The sequence below is a fragment of the Clostridium sp. UBA7503 genome (genome assembly GCF_002477055.1).
Taxonomy (GTDB): Bacteria; Bacillota; Clostridia; order Clostridiales; family Clostridiaceae; genus Clostridium_J; species Clostridium_J sulfidigenes.
Window position 1 is genome coordinate 33,443 of the sequence record NZ_DLNT01000006.1, and the last position, 18,105, is coordinate 51,547.

The 18,105-nt window shown below is 28.0% G+C and carries 19 protein-coding genes and 1 riboswitch; of the genes, 8 read left to right on the forward strand and 11 right to left on the reverse strand.

The genetic code is table 11. The features are described 5' to 3' along the window. Positions 1-75 precede the first annotated feature (75 nt). Positions 76-2,493, reverse strand: a complete 2,418-nt coding sequence (locus B3630_RS00740; protein ID WP_346894621.1) for a PAS domain S-box protein — start codon at positions 2,491-2,493, stop codon at positions 76-78. Positions 2,494-2,876: 383 nt separating this feature from the next. Between B3630_RS00740 and B3630_RS00745 the strand changes: the two genes are divergently transcribed. The 4 genes from B3630_RS00745 to B3630_RS00760 are packed head-to-tail and all read left to right on the forward strand — an operon-like array spanning position 2,877 to position 5,680. Further along, complete coding sequence (locus B3630_RS00745; RefSeq protein ID WP_150841796.1) at positions 2,877-3,242, forward strand: GntR family transcriptional regulator; 366 nt, start codon at positions 2,877-2,879, stop codon at positions 3,240-3,242. Between the two features lie 2 nt (positions 3,243-3,244). Beyond that, positions 3,245-4,012, forward strand: coding sequence for an ABC transporter ATP-binding protein (locus tag B3630_RS00750; protein WP_346894623.1), 768 nt, complete (start codon positions 3,245-3,247; stop codon positions 4,010-4,012). A 9-nt stretch (positions 4,013-4,021) separates the two neighbouring features. Then, on the forward strand, positions 4,022-4,738 hold the full coding sequence (locus B3630_RS00755) for a hypothetical protein (RefSeq protein WP_346894625.1): 717 nt from the start codon (positions 4,022-4,024) through the stop codon (positions 4,736-4,738). A gap of 27 nt (positions 4,739-4,765) precedes the next feature. Continuing rightward, positions 4,766-5,680 (forward strand): DUF4097 family beta strand repeat-containing protein, encoded by a 915-nt coding sequence (locus tag B3630_RS00760; RefSeq protein WP_346894627.1) that lies wholly within the window; start codon positions 4,766-4,768, stop codon positions 5,678-5,680. Positions 5,681-5,867: 187 nt separating this feature from the next. Here the strand turns inward: B3630_RS00760 and B3630_RS00765 are convergent, their stop codons facing one another. Continuing rightward, a complete protein-coding gene (locus B3630_RS00765) occupies positions 5,868-7,229 on the reverse strand; it encodes a short-chain fatty acid transporter (RefSeq protein ID WP_346894629.1) in 1,362 nt (453 codons plus the stop codon). A 549-nt stretch (positions 7,230-7,778) separates the two neighbouring features. On the opposite strand from B3630_RS00765, the gene B3630_RS00770 reads away from it, so the two are divergent. Next, a complete protein-coding gene (locus B3630_RS00770; protein ID WP_346870841.1) occupies positions 7,779-8,063 on the forward strand; it encodes a hypothetical protein in 285 nt (94 codons plus the stop codon). 62 nt (positions 8,064-8,125) lie between these two features. Here B3630_RS00770 and B3630_RS00775 read toward each other — a convergent pair whose 3' ends face one another. The 9 genes from B3630_RS00775 to B3630_RS00815 all read right to left on the reverse strand — a co-directional run bounded on the left by B3630_RS00775 (position 8,126) and on the right by B3630_RS00815 (position 14,838). After that, positions 8,126-9,586 (reverse strand): TrkH family potassium uptake protein, encoded by a 1,461-nt coding sequence (locus B3630_RS00775; RefSeq protein ID WP_346894631.1) that lies wholly within the window; start codon positions 9,584-9,586, stop codon positions 8,126-8,128. Further along, positions 9,573-10,253 carry a potassium channel family protein gene (locus B3630_RS00780; protein WP_346870839.1) on the reverse strand — a complete coding sequence of 227 codons (681 nt, stop codon included), beginning with the start codon at positions 10,251-10,253 and terminating at the stop codon, positions 9,573-9,575. The genes B3630_RS00775 and B3630_RS00780 overlap by 14 nt, the downstream gene beginning before the upstream one ends. Beyond that, complete coding sequence (locus B3630_RS00785) at positions 10,253-10,735, reverse strand: TrkA family potassium uptake protein (protein WP_346894633.1); 483 nt, start codon at positions 10,733-10,735, stop codon at positions 10,253-10,255. The genes B3630_RS00780 and B3630_RS00785 overlap by 1 nt, the downstream gene beginning before the upstream one ends. 271 nt (positions 10,736-11,006) lie before the next feature. Continuing rightward, the gene (locus B3630_RS00790; RefSeq protein ID WP_346894635.1) at positions 11,007-11,708 is read right to left on the reverse strand and encodes a response regulator transcription factor; all 702 of its coding nucleotides are present in this window, start codon (positions 11,706-11,708) and stop codon (positions 11,007-11,009) included. Continuing rightward, a complete protein-coding gene (locus B3630_RS00795) occupies positions 11,671-13,281 on the reverse strand; it encodes a DUF4118 domain-containing protein (RefSeq protein ID WP_346894637.1) in 1,611 nt (536 codons plus the stop codon). Before B3630_RS00795 ends, B3630_RS00790 begins: the two co-directional genes overlap by 38 nt. A 109-nt stretch (positions 13,282-13,390) precedes the next feature. Continuing rightward, positions 13,391-13,780, reverse strand: coding sequence for a hypothetical protein (locus B3630_RS00800; protein ID WP_346894639.1), 390 nt, complete (start codon positions 13,778-13,780; stop codon positions 13,391-13,393). A gap of 191 nt (positions 13,781-13,971) precedes the next feature. Continuing rightward, entirely contained in the window at positions 13,972-14,148 is a 177-nt protein-coding gene (locus tag B3630_RS00805; RefSeq protein ID WP_346870834.1) for a (2Fe-2S)-binding protein, read from the reverse strand. Positions 14,149-14,307: 159 nt separating this feature from the next. Then, on the reverse strand, positions 14,308-14,628 hold the full coding sequence (locus B3630_RS00810; protein ID WP_346894641.1) for a (2Fe-2S)-binding protein: 321 nt from the start codon (positions 14,626-14,628) through the stop codon (positions 14,308-14,310). Positions 14,629-14,715: 87 nt separating this feature from the next. Then, a complete protein-coding gene (locus tag B3630_RS00815) occupies positions 14,716-14,838 on the reverse strand; it encodes a hypothetical protein (RefSeq protein WP_346894643.1) in 123 nt (40 codons plus the stop codon). Between the two features lie 41 nt (positions 14,839-14,879). Continuing rightward, positions 14,880-15,048, forward strand: a riboswitch (cobalamin riboswitch). A gap of 133 nt (positions 15,049-15,181) precedes the next feature. On the opposite strand from B3630_RS00815, the gene B3630_RS00820 reads away from it, so the two are divergent. Genes B3630_RS00820 through B3630_RS00830 form a run of 3 tightly spaced genes read left to right on the forward strand, consistent with a single transcriptional unit; the run spans position 15,182 to position 18,068 of the window. Next, complete coding sequence (locus B3630_RS00820) at positions 15,182-16,207, forward strand: ABC transporter substrate-binding protein (protein WP_346894645.1); 1,026 nt, start codon at positions 15,182-15,184, stop codon at positions 16,205-16,207. Positions 16,208-16,215: 8 nt separating this feature from the next. Continuing rightward, positions 16,216-17,304: a FecCD family ABC transporter permease gene (locus B3630_RS00825; RefSeq protein ID WP_414632986.1), complete on the forward strand. Its 1,089-nt coding sequence runs from the start codon at positions 16,216-16,218 to the stop codon at positions 17,302-17,304. After that, entirely contained in the window at positions 17,304-18,068 is a 765-nt protein-coding gene (locus B3630_RS00830) for an ABC transporter ATP-binding protein (RefSeq protein WP_346894649.1), read from the forward strand. The genes B3630_RS00825 and B3630_RS00830 overlap by 1 nt, the downstream gene beginning before the upstream one ends. Positions 18,069-18,105: the final 37 nt, after the last annotated feature.

Below are 18,105 nucleotides of genomic sequence, written 5' to 3' on the forward strand. Positions count from 1 at the left end.
ATTATAGCATAATACTTATATACTACTAAATAATAAACTAAAATAAAATTTCTAATAATGATTTTAGGAGTCACATTAATTGTATATATCCGAAAATTCTATATTACATTTTTCTACCTTTGAACTTATCATTTCACTTTTATGAGGCACATGGTCTTTTTCATCCTCCTCCATTTCTACAATCCTTATTGGAAGATAAAATGTAAATTTAGTACCTTCACCAACCTTACTTGTCACATTAATGCTACCACCATGCATTTCAATTAAGGATTTAACCAGTGATAATCCAATTCCACTACCTTCATATCTTCTTTCTGAAGTGTCATCCGCTTGAATAAATCTATTAAATACCAAATTTACCTTTTCATTTTCTATTCCTTCTCCATTATCCATAACTGATATAAAGACTTTTCCATCTTCAATACCTAAATATACTTCAATTCTTCCATTTACCTTTGTGTATTTAATTGCATTGGATAATAAATTAAGCATTATTCTCTCAATTTTATCTGGATCACAAGCAATTATTTCTTCTTCAATTTCTGTATCAAATATTAATTCTATCCCTTTATTTTCTACATATTGAGCTACAGAAATAGTAATATCTTCCACTACATTAACAATATTATGATTTTCAAGTTGTAACTTATAATACCCTGCATCTATCTTAGTTATATCTATTAAATTATTAACAAGCCTTAATAATCTATAAGAATTTTGTTTAATAGAATTCATGTACCTTTTTAAAGCTACCCCTTTATCAGCACAAATACGCTCTTTTTCTATATTACTATTTATAAGTTGCATAGTTGTAAGAATAATATTTAAAGGAGTTTTAAATTCATGGGATATATTAGAGAAAAATTCACCTTTAATTTTCTCTAATTTTATTGCTTCTTCATAATTTTTTCTTTGCTCTTCTAGTTGATGCTGCTCTGTTACATCCTTACCTGTACATATAGATATTCCTCTACTTTTTAAATATCTACTATTCCATTGAATCCACCTTGAATCTCCATTTTTGCACATAAGTCTAATCTTAAAACTCATTATCTTTTCTTCTGTCTTTAATTTTTTTATAAATTCATTCTTTAATTCTAAATCCTCCGGGTAAATTATATCTGTCCACTTCATCTTTAAAAGTTCCTCTTTGCTCCATCCTAAAGTCTTTTCCCACCCTGAATTTAACTTTCTATGTTTATCATTATCACCAATTATAACCATTAAATCAATGGCTGTATCTAAAAATAGTTGTAATTCACTTTCTGTTTCCATACGTTTTTTTAGTTCTAATTTAATTTCTTTAGATAAACTATGATTTTTTATTATTACTGCGATTTGATTACACAATATTTTTATAAAATTATGGTTATTTAGTTTTCTATCATCTATTTTACTGTATAAGAAATTCATTACACCGATAATTCTATTATTATATTCAAGTTTATATACTCCAACAAATTTAACACCTTTTTTTTCTAATATGTCTTTATTAGGATAGTATTTTCTATCACATAAGAGTTTTATTCCCTCTGCTCCTTCTTCTTCAAAAAACCCCTCTAATTCTTCATAAGTTATTGGAAGTTCTATATTATCAATATCTCTTTCATTATACTTTCCTAGATAACATTTACAGTTAAGTTTACCTTCCTTATCGTCATAAGTCCATATATTTATATCATCCACGCCCAGTTTTTGGATAATATCTTCTTTTAAATTATCAAATCTTCCACTTATTTCATTATAGCTATTACTTAATACTTCATATAAAGCGCAAAACTGTTTATGATTCTCCAATAATTCTAATTCTACTTTTTTATTAAAAGTTATATCCCTTGAAACACCAACTATATACTTTACTTCTCCATACTCATCTAATATTGGAGCATTATAAGTTTCAAGCCACATATCACCTTCTGAATTATGAATCACTCTTTCATATACTATTGGTCTTTTGTTAACAAGTACTTCATGATCTGTTTCACTTGAACAATCACATTGGTCTCCATAACAAAAGTTCCAATCATAAGATCCTATAACCCTCTCCTTATCAACATCCAAGTTTTTTACATATTGAGTATTTGCATATATATATTTGCCCTGAACATCCTTCATCCACATGCTATAGGGTAGATTGTCTAGAAGTATTTCTAAATTCTTTTTACTATATATTTCTTTTTCTTTTAACATAACAAAAAAAGCTGACTCTCCGCACCACATTCCTTTGTTAACATTTATATCACAGTGAATTTTATCTAAACCTTGTAAAGAAAGTGTATACTCTATAACTCTATTAGTATACTTTTCAAAATTACATATAAGTTCCCTTAGTATATCCTTATTTTTTTGTAAAGCTATGTCTCTATAAGATTTTTGTAAGTCTTTTTCATTTAATTCAAACCGTTCCATTAACTTAGAGTTTGCAAATAGAACTTTTTCTTTACTATCAACTACTAATATCATTTCATCTAGACTATTAAAAACCTGTTCCATAAACTTCCATCTCCTTTATTATAACTTTCCTCACTGTACTAAAATTATTATAAAAATTAATTTTTATAACTTTTTAGTTATATATGTATATTCTTTTCTATTGTATCTACATATTTCTTTAAAAGTGTATATTCACACTACCAATTATACATTTTAAAGTAATATATTACAATATATAGCAACAAATTAGTGAAACGAATTATTGTATATTAGATTATTTTGTAGTATTTTATCTTTTAAATTAGCTATTTAAAGAAAACAAGAGTTATTTATATCTATTCTACTCTAATCAGACTATATAGCATTTTTTCGCAATACCATTTAAATCAGTATTAGTGTATCATGTAATTAAGACACTACAACTGATAAGATGAGGTGATGAAATGGAGTTAGAATTAAACTCAAAGGAACCTATATATATTCAGATAAAAAATTACATGAAAATGAAAATTGTTTCTGGAGAACTAAAAAAGGGGGAGAGATTATTGTCTGTTAGAGATTATGCCAGTGAACTCAAAGTTAACCCAAACACTATATTAAGAGTTTATTCTGAACTTGAAAATGAAGGATTAATAAATACTCAAAGGGGTATCGGAAAATTTTTAACAGAGGATGAAACTATAATAGATAACCTAAGAAAAGAATATTCTAAAGAATTACTAAGAGATTTTATCCACAAAAGTAAAACCTTAGGGTTTTCAAAAGAAGAAATTTTAGAACTAATTATGAATATGTATGAGGAGGAATAGTCTTGAATAATGACGCAACTACCATAGTAACTAAAGATGAACTTTTAAATAATGTTGATTTAAACACATTTTGTGATAATGTACTAGAGATAACTGCTCTATCCAAAAATTTTGGAGCTAAGCATATTTTAAATGAAATAAGTTTTAACTTAAAAAAAGGAAAAGTTCTTGGAATCCTTGGACCAAACGGTCAAGGAAAAACAACCTTGTTAAATGTTATATCTGGACTCTTTAAGCCCACTTTAGGAACTGTAACTATTAACGGCATGTCAGTTGGAAGGGAAACTAAACAGTTTGTTTCATACCTACAGGAAAAAGATTATCTATTTAAATGGATGAAGGTAAATGATGCTCTTAAGTTTTATAAAGATTTCTTTTATGATTTTAATGAATCTAAAGCTTTAAGCTTATTAAAATTTATGAATATCCAAACAGATGCAAAACTTAAATCATTATCTAAAGGAATGTTAGAAAAGGTTGCTCTTAGCCTAACCTTAAGTCGAAATTGTAACTTATATATCCTTGATGAGCCTATTTCTGGAGTTGATATTATAAGTAGAGATAAGATAATTAATGCAATTATAGATAATTTGGATAGTAACGCTTCAATGATAATTACAACTCATTATGTAGGGGAACTTGAGCAGATTTTTGATGAAGTAATATTTTTAGGTGATGGCTCAATAATTGAAAAAGGCGATGCAGAAGAATTACGTATAAAGTACGGTACATCTATAGACAAAATATATAGAAAGGTATTTGCAGAGTAGGTGAATATTATGGAAAATAAAATAATTAAAAGTAAATCAATTAAAATAAAAAATATTTTCGGTATAGCTAAATATTCTTTTAGAACCTTGAGAATTATGTATTTGATAGAAGCTATTATTCTAGTTTTAGCTCTTGGGTCAAGTTCATTTTTGTCTAAGTTCACTCAAGGATTAGACCTAATACCAGCTATTTCAATTCTTATCGCTACGAATTTCATAGCTCATATAATAATATTTTATATGCAATTATCAAAGGAATATGGGCGACTTTTATTTTTAGCTCCTATATCTGGTATAGATTTTATTCTAGGTAATCTTTTAGAATTAATTTTTATAAATCTTTTTATTACTATAATTGTAGCTTTAGGTGCTATGGTTAACTCTGGCAATTTTTCATCCATAGTTCTTAATATTTCATTATCTATCTCCTTAGGTACTATTATAAGTTATTTAATTATAACTGCATTAATCGCAATACTAGGTTCCTATATTAAAAGTACTGCTTTATGTGTATTAGCTGTAATAGGTGCTAGTATTGTTGGAAATATTATTTACTCCTTTATAGCTAATTTAATATTGTACTTTTTACCTTATATATATATGACCATAGGTAAATATGGAGCTATTGAATTAGATATATTTGCAATAATTATAGATATATTAGCCCTAATTATACTTCAATTGGTTGCTGCCAATAGAATAGACAAAAAACTAGATATAATTTAATTAATTTATTAAAATAGAGGTGTTTTTATGAAAAAGAAACTTTTTATTATAATTCCTACTCTAATCCTTACGACTACTCTTCTTGTGGGTTGTAATGTAGAGTTTGGTGTGAAATCTCGACCTAAGAATAGTAGTCCAGTGAATTTTAATAATGATAAATTATTTGGGAATCTAGGTACAGACTTTCTAGATAATTTAGATGATATTAGTAATAACTTTGATGACTTTGATAATAATGGAAATTTAACCACTTATGACGAAGGCATATCCAAAACCATTCCTATGAAAAATATAGAAGATATAGATATTGAAATCCATGCTTCTAATGTAAATATTAACTCTGTTGACAGTTCAGATTTTACTATAACTTGTAGGGGATCTAATTCCTTTGTAGATAAAACCACAATTGGTGTTATTGGAAATACCCTCAATATTAAAGAACATGGTGTAAATTCTTCTATAAACTTAGGCTTTTTTAATAAATCTACATCTAGAGAAATTACTATTAATATTCCTAAAGGTTTTAATAAAGATTTAGAATTACATGGTGGTGCTGGTAATGTTTCTATTAATGGAATAAATATTAATAAATTAAAGATTGAAGGTGGTGCTGGAAATCTTACCTTGAAAGATATAGTTTTTCAAGATCTAAAGCTTGAACAAGGAGTTGGAAATACAACCATAGATCTTTCTAGCAAATGCGGTGATATAGATATTGATGGTGGTGTTGGTAATCTTTCCATTATCTTTGCTGAAGTTGGAGGAGACTTAACTTATGATGGTGGTGTAGGTAAAACTGTTATATCTATTCCAAATAATTCTCCTGTAAAGCTAGATACTTCTACTGGTATAGGTAGTATAGATATAAATGCCAAGACTTCTGGTGAAGATATATACACCTTTGATTTAAATGTAGGAGTAGGTAATCTGATTGTAAACTAGCTACTTTATAAAAAAATAAATCAGTTTGAAAAAAATTGAGCAAGTACTTATAGTATTAAGGCTAAAACCCCTAATACTATTAAAGTATATGCTCAATTTTTTATATAAGATTATTTATATATTTTTATAAAAGTCCTTTATATTATAGACAGTATTTATTCTAGGTATATAGATTTATAAATTAATTCTACATACCTATAACAGTAAGACCTACTGTTATTATCACTCCTGAGTATAATAAATCTATTATACAATATCCCATAATATCCTTTGCTCCTAGACCTGCTATTCCAAGTGCTGGCAAAGCCCAGAATGGTTGAATCATATTTGTCCATGCATCTCCCCAAGCAATTGACATTGCTGTTTTAGCTGTGCTTACTCCAAGTTCTGCTCCTGCTGGCATCATGATAGGTGCTTGTACAGCCCATTGTCCACCACCAGATGGTACAAAGAAATTAACTAATCCTGCACTTAAAAATGAGAACATTGGGAATGTAACTTTGTTAGAAATAGTTACAAACACATTTGACATTAATACTGCTAAAGATATTCCCTCTGCATTAGCTCCTGTCATCATTCCCATTATACCTGCATAAAATGGGAACTGAAGTAATATAGGACCAGCTCCTTTAGCACCCTCCATTAAAGCATTTATAAATCGCTTAGGAGTTCCATGTAACAAAATACCAAAAAATAAAAATATAAAGTTTACTATATTAAGGTTTAAATTAAATCCTGAAGTAATAAAATAATATATTATATAGGTAAATCCCATTATTGAAATTAACCAAGTAACTATCTTACTATTTTCTAACTTATCAGCTGGAGTCATATTTTCCTTTGGCATCTCTACAAATGCTTTTTCATCCTCTAATAAGCCTTTGTCTATAACTACAACATTACCTTTATCTGGGTGCATAGCTCTATTTATAAGTGGTAAAGTTACTACTAAAACTCCTACTATAACTAAATTACATAGTGAAAATATAGTTTCGGTAGTTGGTACTCCTGCAGCACTTACTGCTCCTGATGTAGCTTTAACTAAAGATTCTCCACCAGTAGCAAGAGTTAATGGAATTGATGCTGATAGTCCAGCATGCCATAATAAGAAACCCGAATAAGCTGAAGCTATTAGAAGCCTATAGTCAACACCATCTACTTCCTTTGCAAGTTCTTTTGCAAATATTGCTCCTATAACTAATCCAAACCCCCAGTTTAATATACATGCTATAGAAGATACAAAAGTAACTAATAAGATTGCTTGAGTTGGTGTTTTGGGGATTCTAGCTAGTTTCTTTGTGATTTTTTTAAATGCTGGTGCACTAGCTAAAGTATGACCAAAAACAAGAACTAATGCCATTTGCATTGCAAATGCTAATAAATTCCAAAATCCATTTGTCCAATGAATAATCATAGATAATGGAGATTGTCCTGTAAATAAAACACCTGAAATAAAGATTATGAAAGTTAAAATGATACAAAATAAAAATGGATCTGGTAGGTAATTTTGAACTAATTTAACGCAACCATTTGTAAATTTTTTAAACATTTTCTTTCCCCCTTAATAAATATATGGATTTCTTTATATCAGCAAATAGTTATATTTTTATGTAGCTATTTGTTGCTATCTATTTACATTACACTCATTAGAGTAGTTAAATTTTTAACTATATTAGCTATACTATATTCTCTACATGAACATTATTCTAGTTCAAACCTAGTACTTCAAGTCATGTATACTCAATCCATGTTTAGTATACCATATTTTCTATGTTTTTAAAATATACATATTACTTTTTATAAGTTTTATTACTTAATAATACATTTATAATATTTTTTTCATATAGATTAATATATGGTTATTTATTTTATAAATACATGGAATGAGTATATTCTATTACTATATTTTTCAATATAATTATTTAAATTTATTAGTTAAATTTTAAAATTGAATATCCATTAAATTCATTAAATATTATTTTGTATTTTGAGTAAACTATATAAAAAATAGAATTAAATTTTACTTTTATTTTTTATAATTATTTCTACTATATGATACTAAATTACATTTAAAATAATTTTATGGGAGGAGATTTTTATGAATAAAATAGGTGATGAAGTTAAAGAAGGTATGAATAAAGTTACTAGTGAAGTTAAGGATATGTATAATGAAGTTAAAATTCAGTATGGTGAAAAAAAGGAAGATATTAAAGAATTTATTTCAAATAAGAAATTTGTTCACGACCTTAAAAATCAAATGAAAGATGAAGTTAGAGAAGAAGGTCAATTAGCTAAAAATCTGTACAATAAAGCTATGGTTGGAGGAAAAACAATAGCTAAAGAATTAAAAAATGATGTTAAAAATGAGATGAAAAACCAGTAGTTTAATATAAAAGCTTAAATATCCAATAACAGTATATCTATTATTGGATATTTAAACTTATATTAATTATTCCTCTTAAATATTTTCACTATAGCAATAAATATTACCCATATCTCTAGTCTACCAAATAACATTCCTAAAATTTCTATCCATAATATAGCTGATGGCGCTGATATTCCTGTTATTCCAACCGATAACCCCACAGTACCTAATGATGATGCAAATTCAAACATAGCATCTTGAAGAGGATATCCATATGCAGTTATAACTCCAGTTCCAATAATAAATAATATTATATAAGTAAAAGCATAGTTTGAAGCATCTAATATATTACTATCCTCTATATAAACTTTCCCCTCTGGCTTATATATACTATCTTGACTCACCACATGCTCAGGCTTAAACTTTCTTTTTAAATTCCAAATCATTCTTTTCATTATCAAATATATTCTATTAAGTTTTATTCCACCAGCAGTAGATCCTGCTCCTCCACCTATAACCATTAAACTTATCATAACTAAAATAGCAAAACTAGGCCACTTCCCATATCCAACCGTTGAAAATCCTGTAGTTGAAAGTGCTGAAACAAGTTCAAAAGCAGCTACTCTTAATGCTCTGGATAAACTTCCGTATAATCTATTTAATGAAACAAAAGTGACTAAAGGTATTGTAACTCCAAGCAATATAAGCATAAATCTTACTTCTCCAAGTTTAAAAAATTTTTTAAACTTTCCCTTCAAAAGAAGCAAGTGAGCTGCAAAATTTGTAGTTCCTAAAAGCATTAAAATTATAGTTATTAGCTCTATGGAAAAACTATTATATTCTCCTATACTATTGCCTCTTACTGAGAAACCACCTGTAGATAGTGCTGCAATAGAGTGATTTAAAGCATCAAATAGTGGCATATCAAAAATATAATACAATATAGTTCCTGATAAAACATATCCCACATAAATTGTCAATATCATTCTAGATGATTTAATTAGATTAGGTAATAGTTTATCTGAATGACCTTCTGAATTATAAAGCCTCATACCAAATGTAGCTGATAGTGCAGACACCATTACAAGCACTATGCCTATGCCTCCAAAAAATTGCATTATACTCCTATGTATAAGATAAATTTTAGGTATATTTTCAACATTTACCACTGATAATCCAGTGGTTGTCCATCCACTAACAGCTTCAAAATATGCCTGAGTAAAATTAAACTCTCCTAGTAATATAAATGGCATTGATGAAAAAATTGTAGCAATAATCCAAGTAGCTACTACAATTATTGCATCTCCTCCTAATGATATATTGCTGTACTTTTTAAAATCAACAAGTCTACTTAATAAAATTCCAATCCCCATAGATATAATAGATGGAATAATAAAAGTCGGAGCATATTTTACTTCATGTGGGTATGCAATTAATATTAACAAAGGAAGTAATATTATGGCTCCTATTATAATCATTAAAATTCCTATATACGCAAATATTATCTTATAGCTTGTGCTATTATTACTACATGATTTCACTTTGCCCCTTACCTCCAACTAATGATTTAATTATGTTATCTTGCATTTGTGTAGAGGATATAATTAAAAATTTATCTTCTGCAAAAATTTTAGTATTCCCATTTGGAATAATTATATTCCCATCTCTAATAATACATCCTACAATAGCTTCTTGAGAAAATTTAATATCTTTAATATATTTACCACATAATGAGTAATGTTCTTTTATAATAACTTCCATTATGCTAGCTTTTCCATCCTCAATGGGAATATAATTATATATATCATTAACTGTAGCCATTTGTTCTATAATCCTTGATACGACATAAGTAGCACTAATAACTATATCTACTCCTAACTGTTTAAATACTTTAACATTTTTAGGATCAGCAACTGTTGCAAAAGTTTTGTTAACCCCGTATATATTTTTAGCTAATTGGCATATAACTAAATTGTCAGAATCCTTTGGAGTCATTGCAATTACCATATCCATACTATTTATCTTAGCTTCTTCAAGGATATACATTTTAGTTGCATCACCACAAATAATTTCTTCATCATATTTACGAGATAAAGTTTTGCAGTACTCGTAATCATCATGAATCACAGTTATTTTATTCCCTTTATCTATAAGAGATTTCATTAAAAAGTCAGCTTTCTTCTTTCCACCTATTATTAAAATATTCATTATAATGCCTCCATGATGTTCTTTGTTTTTTTCTTCGCAAAATCTGTTATACATATTTTATTCATATCATTATTATTAATGTTTTCAAACTCCCTTATGGTTAGTTGAGTAGGTCTGATAATATTCACATTAAATTCATCATATACAACTTCTTTCTCCGTATCATACAATCTAGATACCACTTTATCTACTCCAAAAATCTTACTTCCTATTTCAGCAATCATAATATTCGTATTATCATCACCTGTAGCAGCCACTAATGTTCCTGCTATTTCTATTCCACTTTCTATTAAAACGTCTATATCTGTAGCATCTCCTTCAATTTTATATCCACTATAGTCTGGTGAAAGTTTTCTAAATGAATTTTTATTTATATCTATAATAATAACAGACTTTCCTCTTGCCGATAACATAGATGCTATATTAGCTCCAAACTTACTACATCCTGCTACTATTACATAATCTGAAGATTTTCTTTTCATAATTTAATGCACTCCTTAACATCATTTTTTATTTATTATTAATTTTAAAATTCATACGTTAGTTTAAACATTTCTATTCTTACTATTACTGTATATAAATATATTACTATCTAAAATATAAAGATTGTGTTAAGATAATCATTAAAACATAAATATATCATTAAATTGTATTAATAATATGGTTGAGTTAAGTTGACAAATTATATGCATAAAAATATGTTATATCTAATTTTAATAATTACATTAGATATAACATATTTAATCTGTGTATTTATTCATCTACTAGCCTGTATCCTACGCCTACTTCAGTCTTTATATATTGTGGTTCTGCTGGATCTTTTTCTATCTTTCTTCTTATACTTGCCATAAACACTCTAAGAGATTGTGTTTCATTTTCACAATACCCTCCCCATATTTCATTTACAATAAATTTATGAGTTAAAACTCTTCCTGAATACCTTGACATTAATTCAATCAATTTATATTCTATAGGTGTTAAATGTATTTCTTTACCTTCTACAAATACTCTATGTCTATCAAAATCTATTTTAAACCCTCTAATTTCAAATACTTTTGATTTATTATTCTGATTATACATATCTTTATTTTGATTTCTAAGAGCTACTCTAACTCGAGCTAAAAGCTCAGAAACACTAAATGGCTTTGTTAAATAATCATCAGCTCCACAGTCCAAAGCTTCAACTTTTGACCTTTCATGTCCTCTGGCAGATACTACAATTACTTTAGCTTTCGTTTTACCTACAATTTTGTCTATAACTTGTAATCCATCCATATCTGGAAGTCCTAAATCTAGAATTACTATATCTGGATTCATAGAAAAAACTAAAGATATAGCAGCATCTCCATATTTAGTATCTATACATTTATAACCTTGTGTTTCCATAGATACCCTTATAAATTTACTTATAGGTTTATCATCTTCTACAATTAAAATTAATGGTTTTATCTCCATATATGCCTCCTTCTTCTCTAGGTATACTAAATCTAAATGTGGCTCCACCTAACTCATTATTAAAAGCTTCCATTTCTCCATTATGAGCTTTAATTATGGATTTACATATTGCTAACCCTAATCCTATCCCCCTATTTTCTATATGTTTTACTTTTGATTTTGTGTAAAATCTTGTGAATATATTAGGTAAGTCTTCTTTCGGTATACCATTTCCATTATCTGAAACTTCAAAAATCACTTTACTGCCTATATCCTCTAATTTAATCTTTATCTCTGAATTATCAGGTGTATACTTTATTGCATTATGAATTAAATTCACAAAAACTTGTTCAATTAACACCCAATCTACAGATATCAAAACCATCTCTCTTGGTAAATCTATTTTAATATTACGATTATCTGCAAATTTTCTTACTCTAGAAATTGCTTGTGTAATAATTTCTTCAATTATTTCAGGCTCTTTTTTCATTTCAAGCTTTCCCTCATCAACCCTAGTCATACTCAATATATTTTCAACCGAGTGAATAAGCCAACTAGTGTCTTCACAGATATTTTGTAAAAGTTCCTTTTGTATGCTTTTGTCCAATAAATCATAATTCTCAAGAATAGTTGATGCTGAACCCATAATACTTGTAAGTGGAGTTCTTAAATCATGAGAGATGGATCTTAACAAATTTCCTCTTAATCGTTCCCTTTCAGCATCTAATTTTACTTTTTCATTTTTTTCAAACAACTCTTCCCTCTCAATAGCCAATGCCACCTGGGCTGATATAGCTGCTACTGTTATTTTTTCATTTGATGTTAGTTCACCCTTTTGGAAGCAGTTCATACATATTACTCCTAATACATGATGCTGGCCTTTTATTGGATAGTAATAAACACTACTTTCGCTACAATAATTCGTACCTATTCCAACCGCACGCTCTAGTTTGAATGCTTCTTCCAATATATTTTTCTCCAAAGATGACTTAAATATGTTGCCATCTCCTCCATCCCTTTCTTCACCATATATTCTTGGATCAATTAAATTATTCTTAGAATCTTTAACAATTATCATAACAGTTCTATTACACATATCTACTAAACTTTCGCCACACAATTTAATTATCTGATTTTTATTTCTGGCTATTAGTAACCTCTTGTTATTTTCATATAATAATCTAATTCTACGTTCTCTTATATATGCAATTTTCGCTTCCCTTTTGACCTTAGACGTCAACATGCTTGTAATTATAGCTACTAGTAGCATTACTAAAAAAGTTATAGGATAATCACTTCTATATGCCCTAAAAGTATAATAAGGTACTGTAAAGAAAAAATTAAAAGCTAATACTCCTATTATTGATGCAATAGTACCATAAAAATATCCTTCTGTGCTTCTAGCTGTGAATATTACTCCTAATATAAATATGAGAATAATGTTGGACTCGTTAAAACCAAATTTTCCAAACATGATAGATATCAGTGTGCTAAAAATCATTATTAACATAGTTTTTAATAAATCTCTAATCCAATATGTCTTTTTACCTATTTCTTTATCATCATAATTATATATATTTTTATCATATTTCATTGTATATATCTCCCTTGCAAGTATTAATTATATTTCTAAAAAAGGTTAAATACAATGCTAAAGACAATTACTATAAGTTGTATTAATTATCATTAATTCATATTTAATATCAATTTATTTTCACAAATCTACCTATGTTATTTTCATCATAAATTACTGTATACAATTGTTTTTCAATATTTTCTTCATTATTTCCATAATCAATATCCCAGGTACTATATTTATATGAAAAATCACTGATTCTCTGTAGATTATTCCTTGCTGGTCTAAATGTAGCATTAAGTGAGTATGATGCACTATAATGCTTATGCGCTAAATCTATATTTTTATTCAATTCATAAAATATTCCAAATAAATTGTGAATTTCTGGAGCTGAATCATCTATCATCATAGCCTTTAAAATATAGCCTCTAGCTGGTTCATAATTCCTATTTTTTAATTCTAAAATAGCCTTGTCCATATAAAATTTAAATTTATTTTCTTTATGATTAGTTTTCATGTTGTCTCAACTCCTATTTCTAATATATCTTTATATTATTAGTTTAACAATATATTAATAAGTTTTGTATTAAGATACTTATTTACTATATAAAGATAATGTTAAGATTTCAAAGTTGAAATTATAAAAAAATAGACCTATATTGATATAGCTACTTTATATATCAATATAGACCTAAAAATTTATATTAATTATTTTTTTAATTCCTGGAGAATTTCTTCTATTTCACTAATACATCCTCCACAAACAGTTCCTGCTCCTGTAGCTTCCATTATATCATCTACTGTCTTAGCACCATCTTCAATGGCTTTCTTTATAGTATTATAGTCTACATCTTGACAAGTACATACAATTCTATTTTCTGACATTTATTTTTCCTCCTTAATATAGACATATATGATTAACGTAATTAATCATATACAATGTAATTATTCTATAATAGTATTACTATAAATCACATTTAAATACACTATATTTTTAGATTTTATATTTACATCCAATGAAGTTGTTTGTAACATTAAAACATATTATTTATTTGAGTCAATCAAACTCTCAATAACACATTTACATTTTCCACATGCTGTTCCTGCCCCTGTAGTTACACCTACCTTTTCTACAGTAGTATCTCCATTTTGTATTGCTTTTACTACCTCTTCAGTAGAAACATTTCTACATGTGCATACATCCCCTAGTATTTTTTCAATTCTTTCAATACATCCTCCACAAACATCTCCTGCTCCTGTAGCAGCTTGAATATCTTGTACCGATCTAGCTCCTTGAGCCATAGCCTCTCTTACTGCAGCATAAGTAACCCCATTGCATAAACATACGATTTTTTCTAGTGACATTTCATATTCCTCCTTAAATCTCTTATTTATATATTTCCATTATAACCTAATAATTTTTATTAATCAATATTTATTATTACATATTCACTATTCATCTTCCATGTTGGATATACCTACAATTGTATTATTTGTTACTTTTAATAATATATTCAGTATAGAATTTACGCCTGCTGGAAATTTAAAGATTTCTTCCTTTTTATTCATTGACAACCTTTCTCAACTATGATAAAGTATGGGTTGTTGAAATATAATAGTATATGAATGATATTGGTTTTAAAGGAAGATGGATGAAATTTCCGCACAGTACCGCTACTGTAATTAGGGAATATTAATTGTTTATACCACTGAACTTTTGTTTGGGAAGGTTAATTAATATAATGATCTATAAGTCAGGATACTTACCAATATTAAAAATATCGATACTCTTCGAGTAAAGAGTGATATTCGCCATGACAACTATGCTTTTGTCTATGGTTTTATCAAGAGTATCCTTATATTCATACAAATTATAATATTTAACTGATTATAATTATAATGTTAAAGGAGAATTACAATGAAACACTTTAAAAAAATCACTTCACTTCTATTGAGCTTATTACTTATCCTTAGTCTAGTAGGTTGCAGTAATAACAAATCTGATAAAAACACTTCTTCTGAGAAATCTAATTCATCTCAAAATGAATCTAAAGATTCTCATTATCCAGTAACAATTGAAACTTATAACTTCAAAAAAGAACCTATAAAACTAACTTTTGATAAAGCGCCTGAAAAAGTTTTTGCTGTATATCAAAACTCTATAGAGACTCTTCTTGCTTTAGGTCTTGAAGATAAAATAGTGGCTGCAGCTGGTCTTGACCATCCTGTAAAAGAAGAATATAAAGCTTCTTTTGAAAAAATTAATTATTTAAAAGAATTTACGCCTTCAAAAGAAACTGTGGTTATGTCCGAGCCTGACTTCATTCTTGGGTGGTATTCACTTTTTAAGGATAAAAATCTTGGTGATGTATCTTACTGGAATGATAATGGCACTAATACATATATGTCTCTAAATAGTGGTGTTGCTGAAGAAAAAACTATTGATAATGAAATTACTGACATATTAAACTTAGGAAAAATCTTCAATGTTGAAGATAAAGCACAAGCTCTAGTAAATAAAATTACTGAGGCTGTTGAAAATACTGCTAATTCAGTTAAGGATAAGGAAAAGCAAAATGCTTTAGTTGTAGAATTCTTTGATGATAAAATCAGCACTTATGGAGCTAGCACTTTGGCTGGTGATATGATAACAAAACTTGGTGCCAATTTACTTAGTCCCGAAGGAAATAGTATTGGTAAAGAAGACTTAATCACTCTTAATCCTGACTGTATATTTGTAGTATATATGGATAGAGGCGATGAAAACATTCCTCAACAAGAAGTAGATAAAATTTTAAAAGATGAATCTCTTCAAACACTTTCAGCTATTAAAAATAAAAGAGTATATCCTATATCTTTAGGAGAAATGTATTCTAGTGGTATTAGAACTATAGATGGAATAAATACATTTTCTCAAGGTTTATATGGAACTTTAGGTAAATAGTAATTATGATGATTAAAAATAAAAATTTACAGGGAACTAAATATTCTAATATTTTTAAGAGAATGCCTATTTATATAGGTACTTCTCTTGTTCTTTTAATAATACTTATTCTATCAATAGGACTAGCTGTTACCATTGGCTCAGTAAATATATCCATGAAAGAAGTATATGGGATTATTTTTTATAAACTTTTTAGTATAGGTGAGCTCTCTACAAGTGCTGCTAAAGTAGATGTTATATGGTTGATTAGAATGCCTAGAATAGTTTTAGCTATAGCCGTTGGAATGGGATTATCCGTAATTGGAATTGTAATGCAAGCAATTGTTAAAAACCCGTTAGCCGACCCCTATATTTTAGGAATATCTTCTGGAGCATCCCTTGGGGCTACTTTAGCAATTCTACTCGGTATTGGAACAAGCTTAGGTAGCAGTTATATTGGAATAATGGGATTTATAGGCGCTTTTTCTATTTCAATGCTAGTTTTAATGCTTTCTAATATAGGTGGAAGAACAAATTCTGTAAAATTACTTCTTTCCGGAATGGCTCTCAGCTCTGTATGTAGTGCATTTTCAAGCTTTATAGTTTATATTACCAATGATTCTCAAGGAATGAAAAATATCAGTTTTTGGCTTATGGGTAGTTTAGCTGGTGCTAATTGGAATGAAATTTCTTTTATACTCCCTATTATTTTTATAGGAACATTATTCTTTATAACCCAATATAGAACTCTAAACCTAATGCTTTTAGGTGATGAAGTATCTGTTACTTTAGGTACTGATTTACATAAATTTAGAATTGTTTATTTAATTATTACTTCTTTAATGATTGGTGTAATAGTATATTCATCAGGTATGATTGGATTTATTGGACTTATAATTCCCCATATAGTTAGAATACTATTTGGTACAGATCATAAAAAAATAATTCCTATTGGGGCTATACTAGGTGCAATATTTCTAATTTGGGCAGATGTACTATCTAGAATTATAATAAGAGGCACCGAGGTTCCAATCGGTATATTAATTTCTATGATAGGTGCCCCTTGCTTTGTATGGCTTATGATAAAAAAATCCTATGGATTTGGAGGTAGCAATTAATGCATATTTCAACAGAGAATATAAAAGTTAAAATTGGCGATACTGATATTCTAAATGGCATTGATATTAATGCTAATAATAAAGAATTCATAGGAATCATTGGACCAAATGGTAGTGGTAAGTCTACCTTATTAAAGTGTATCTATAGAAGCTTAAAACCTAATAGTGGCATAATAAAATTAGATGATATTGATTTAAGCAAAATTTCAGTAAGAGAAAGCTCTAAAAAATTAGCTGTTCTTTCTCAACATAATAATTATAATTTTGATTTTTCTGTAAAAGATATATTACTTATGGGTAGGTCTCCACATAAAAAATTTTTAGATAGAGATACAAAAGAGGACTACGATATAATTTATGATGCCTTAGATAAAGTAGGAATGGTAAATTTTATAAATAGAAGTTTTTTAACTCTTTCCGGTGGTGAACAACAACGTATTATTCTTGCTAGAGCATTAGCACAACAAACTGAATGTTTGATCCTAGATGAACCAACTAATCATTTAGATATAAAATATCAAATTCAGCTTATGAGTATTGTAAAAAATCTTAACATAGAAGTAGTTGCTGCAATTCATGATTTAAATATTGCAGCAATGTATTGTGACAAACTTTATGTTTTAAAAGAAGGTATAATCGTTGCTTATGGTACACCTAAAGAAATTCTTACTTCTAAGTTAATTAAAGATGTTTATGGAGTTGATTCAGTGATTATAGAAAATCCTACAACTACTTTATTAAATATTTGTTATAACCCTATGTAACAATAAAGGGTATCTCCAAAACTTGAGATACCCTTTA

Bases quoted from the DNA above. Each gene is read 5' to 3' on its own strand.
- B3630_RS00760 (WP_346894627.1), top strand. From the start codon at position 4,766: ATGAAAAAGAAACTTTTTATTATAATTCCTACTCTAATCCTTACGACT.
- B3630_RS00825 (WP_414632986.1), top strand. From the start codon at position 16,216: ATGATTAAAAATAAAAATTTACAGGGAACTAAATATTCTAATATTTTT.
- B3630_RS00755 (WP_346894625.1), top strand. From the start codon at position 4,022: ATGGAAAATAAAATAATTAAAAGTAAATCAATTAAAATAAAAAATATT.
- B3630_RS00800 (WP_346894639.1), bottom strand. From the start codon at position 13,780: ATGAAAACTAATCATAAAGAAAATAAATTTAAATTTTATATGGACAAG.
- B3630_RS00740 (WP_346894621.1), bottom strand. From the start codon at position 2,493: ATGGAACAGGTTTTTAATAGTCTAGATGAAATGATATTAGTAGTTGAT.
- B3630_RS00785 (WP_346894633.1), bottom strand. From the start codon at position 10,735: ATGAAAAGAAAATCTTCAGATTATGTAATAGTAGCAGGATGTAGTAAG.
- B3630_RS00770 (WP_346870841.1), top strand. From the start codon at position 7,779: ATGAATAAAATAGGTGATGAAGTTAAAGAAGGTATGAATAAAGTTACT.
- B3630_RS00805 (WP_346870834.1), bottom strand. From the start codon at position 14,148: ATGTCAGAAAATAGAATTGTATGTACTTGTCAAGATGTAGACTATAAT.
- B3630_RS00830 (WP_346894649.1), top strand. From the start codon at position 17,304: ATGCATATTTCAACAGAGAATATAAAAGTTAAAATTGGCGATACTGAT.
- B3630_RS00780 (WP_346870839.1), bottom strand. From the start codon at position 10,253: ATGAATATTTTAATAATAGGTGGAAAGAAGAAAGCTGACTTTTTAATG.
- B3630_RS00820 (WP_346894645.1), top strand. From the start codon at position 15,182: ATGAAACACTTTAAAAAAATCACTTCACTTCTATTGAGCTTATTACTT.
- B3630_RS00795 (WP_346894637.1), bottom strand. From the start codon at position 13,281: ATGAAATATGATAAAAATATATATAATTATGATGATAAAGAAATAGGT.
- B3630_RS00790 (WP_346894635.1), bottom strand. From the start codon at position 11,708: ATGGAGATAAAACCATTAATTTTAATTGTAGAAGATGATAAACCTATA.
- B3630_RS00765 (WP_346894629.1), bottom strand. From the start codon at position 7,229: ATGTTTAAAAAATTTACAAATGGTTGCGTTAAATTAGTTCAAAATTAC.
- B3630_RS00810 (WP_346894641.1), bottom strand. From the start codon at position 14,628: ATGTCACTAGAAAAAATCGTATGTTTATGCAATGGGGTTACTTATGCT.
- B3630_RS00745 (WP_150841796.1), top strand. From the start codon at position 2,877: ATGGAGTTAGAATTAAACTCAAAGGAACCTATATATATTCAGATAAAA.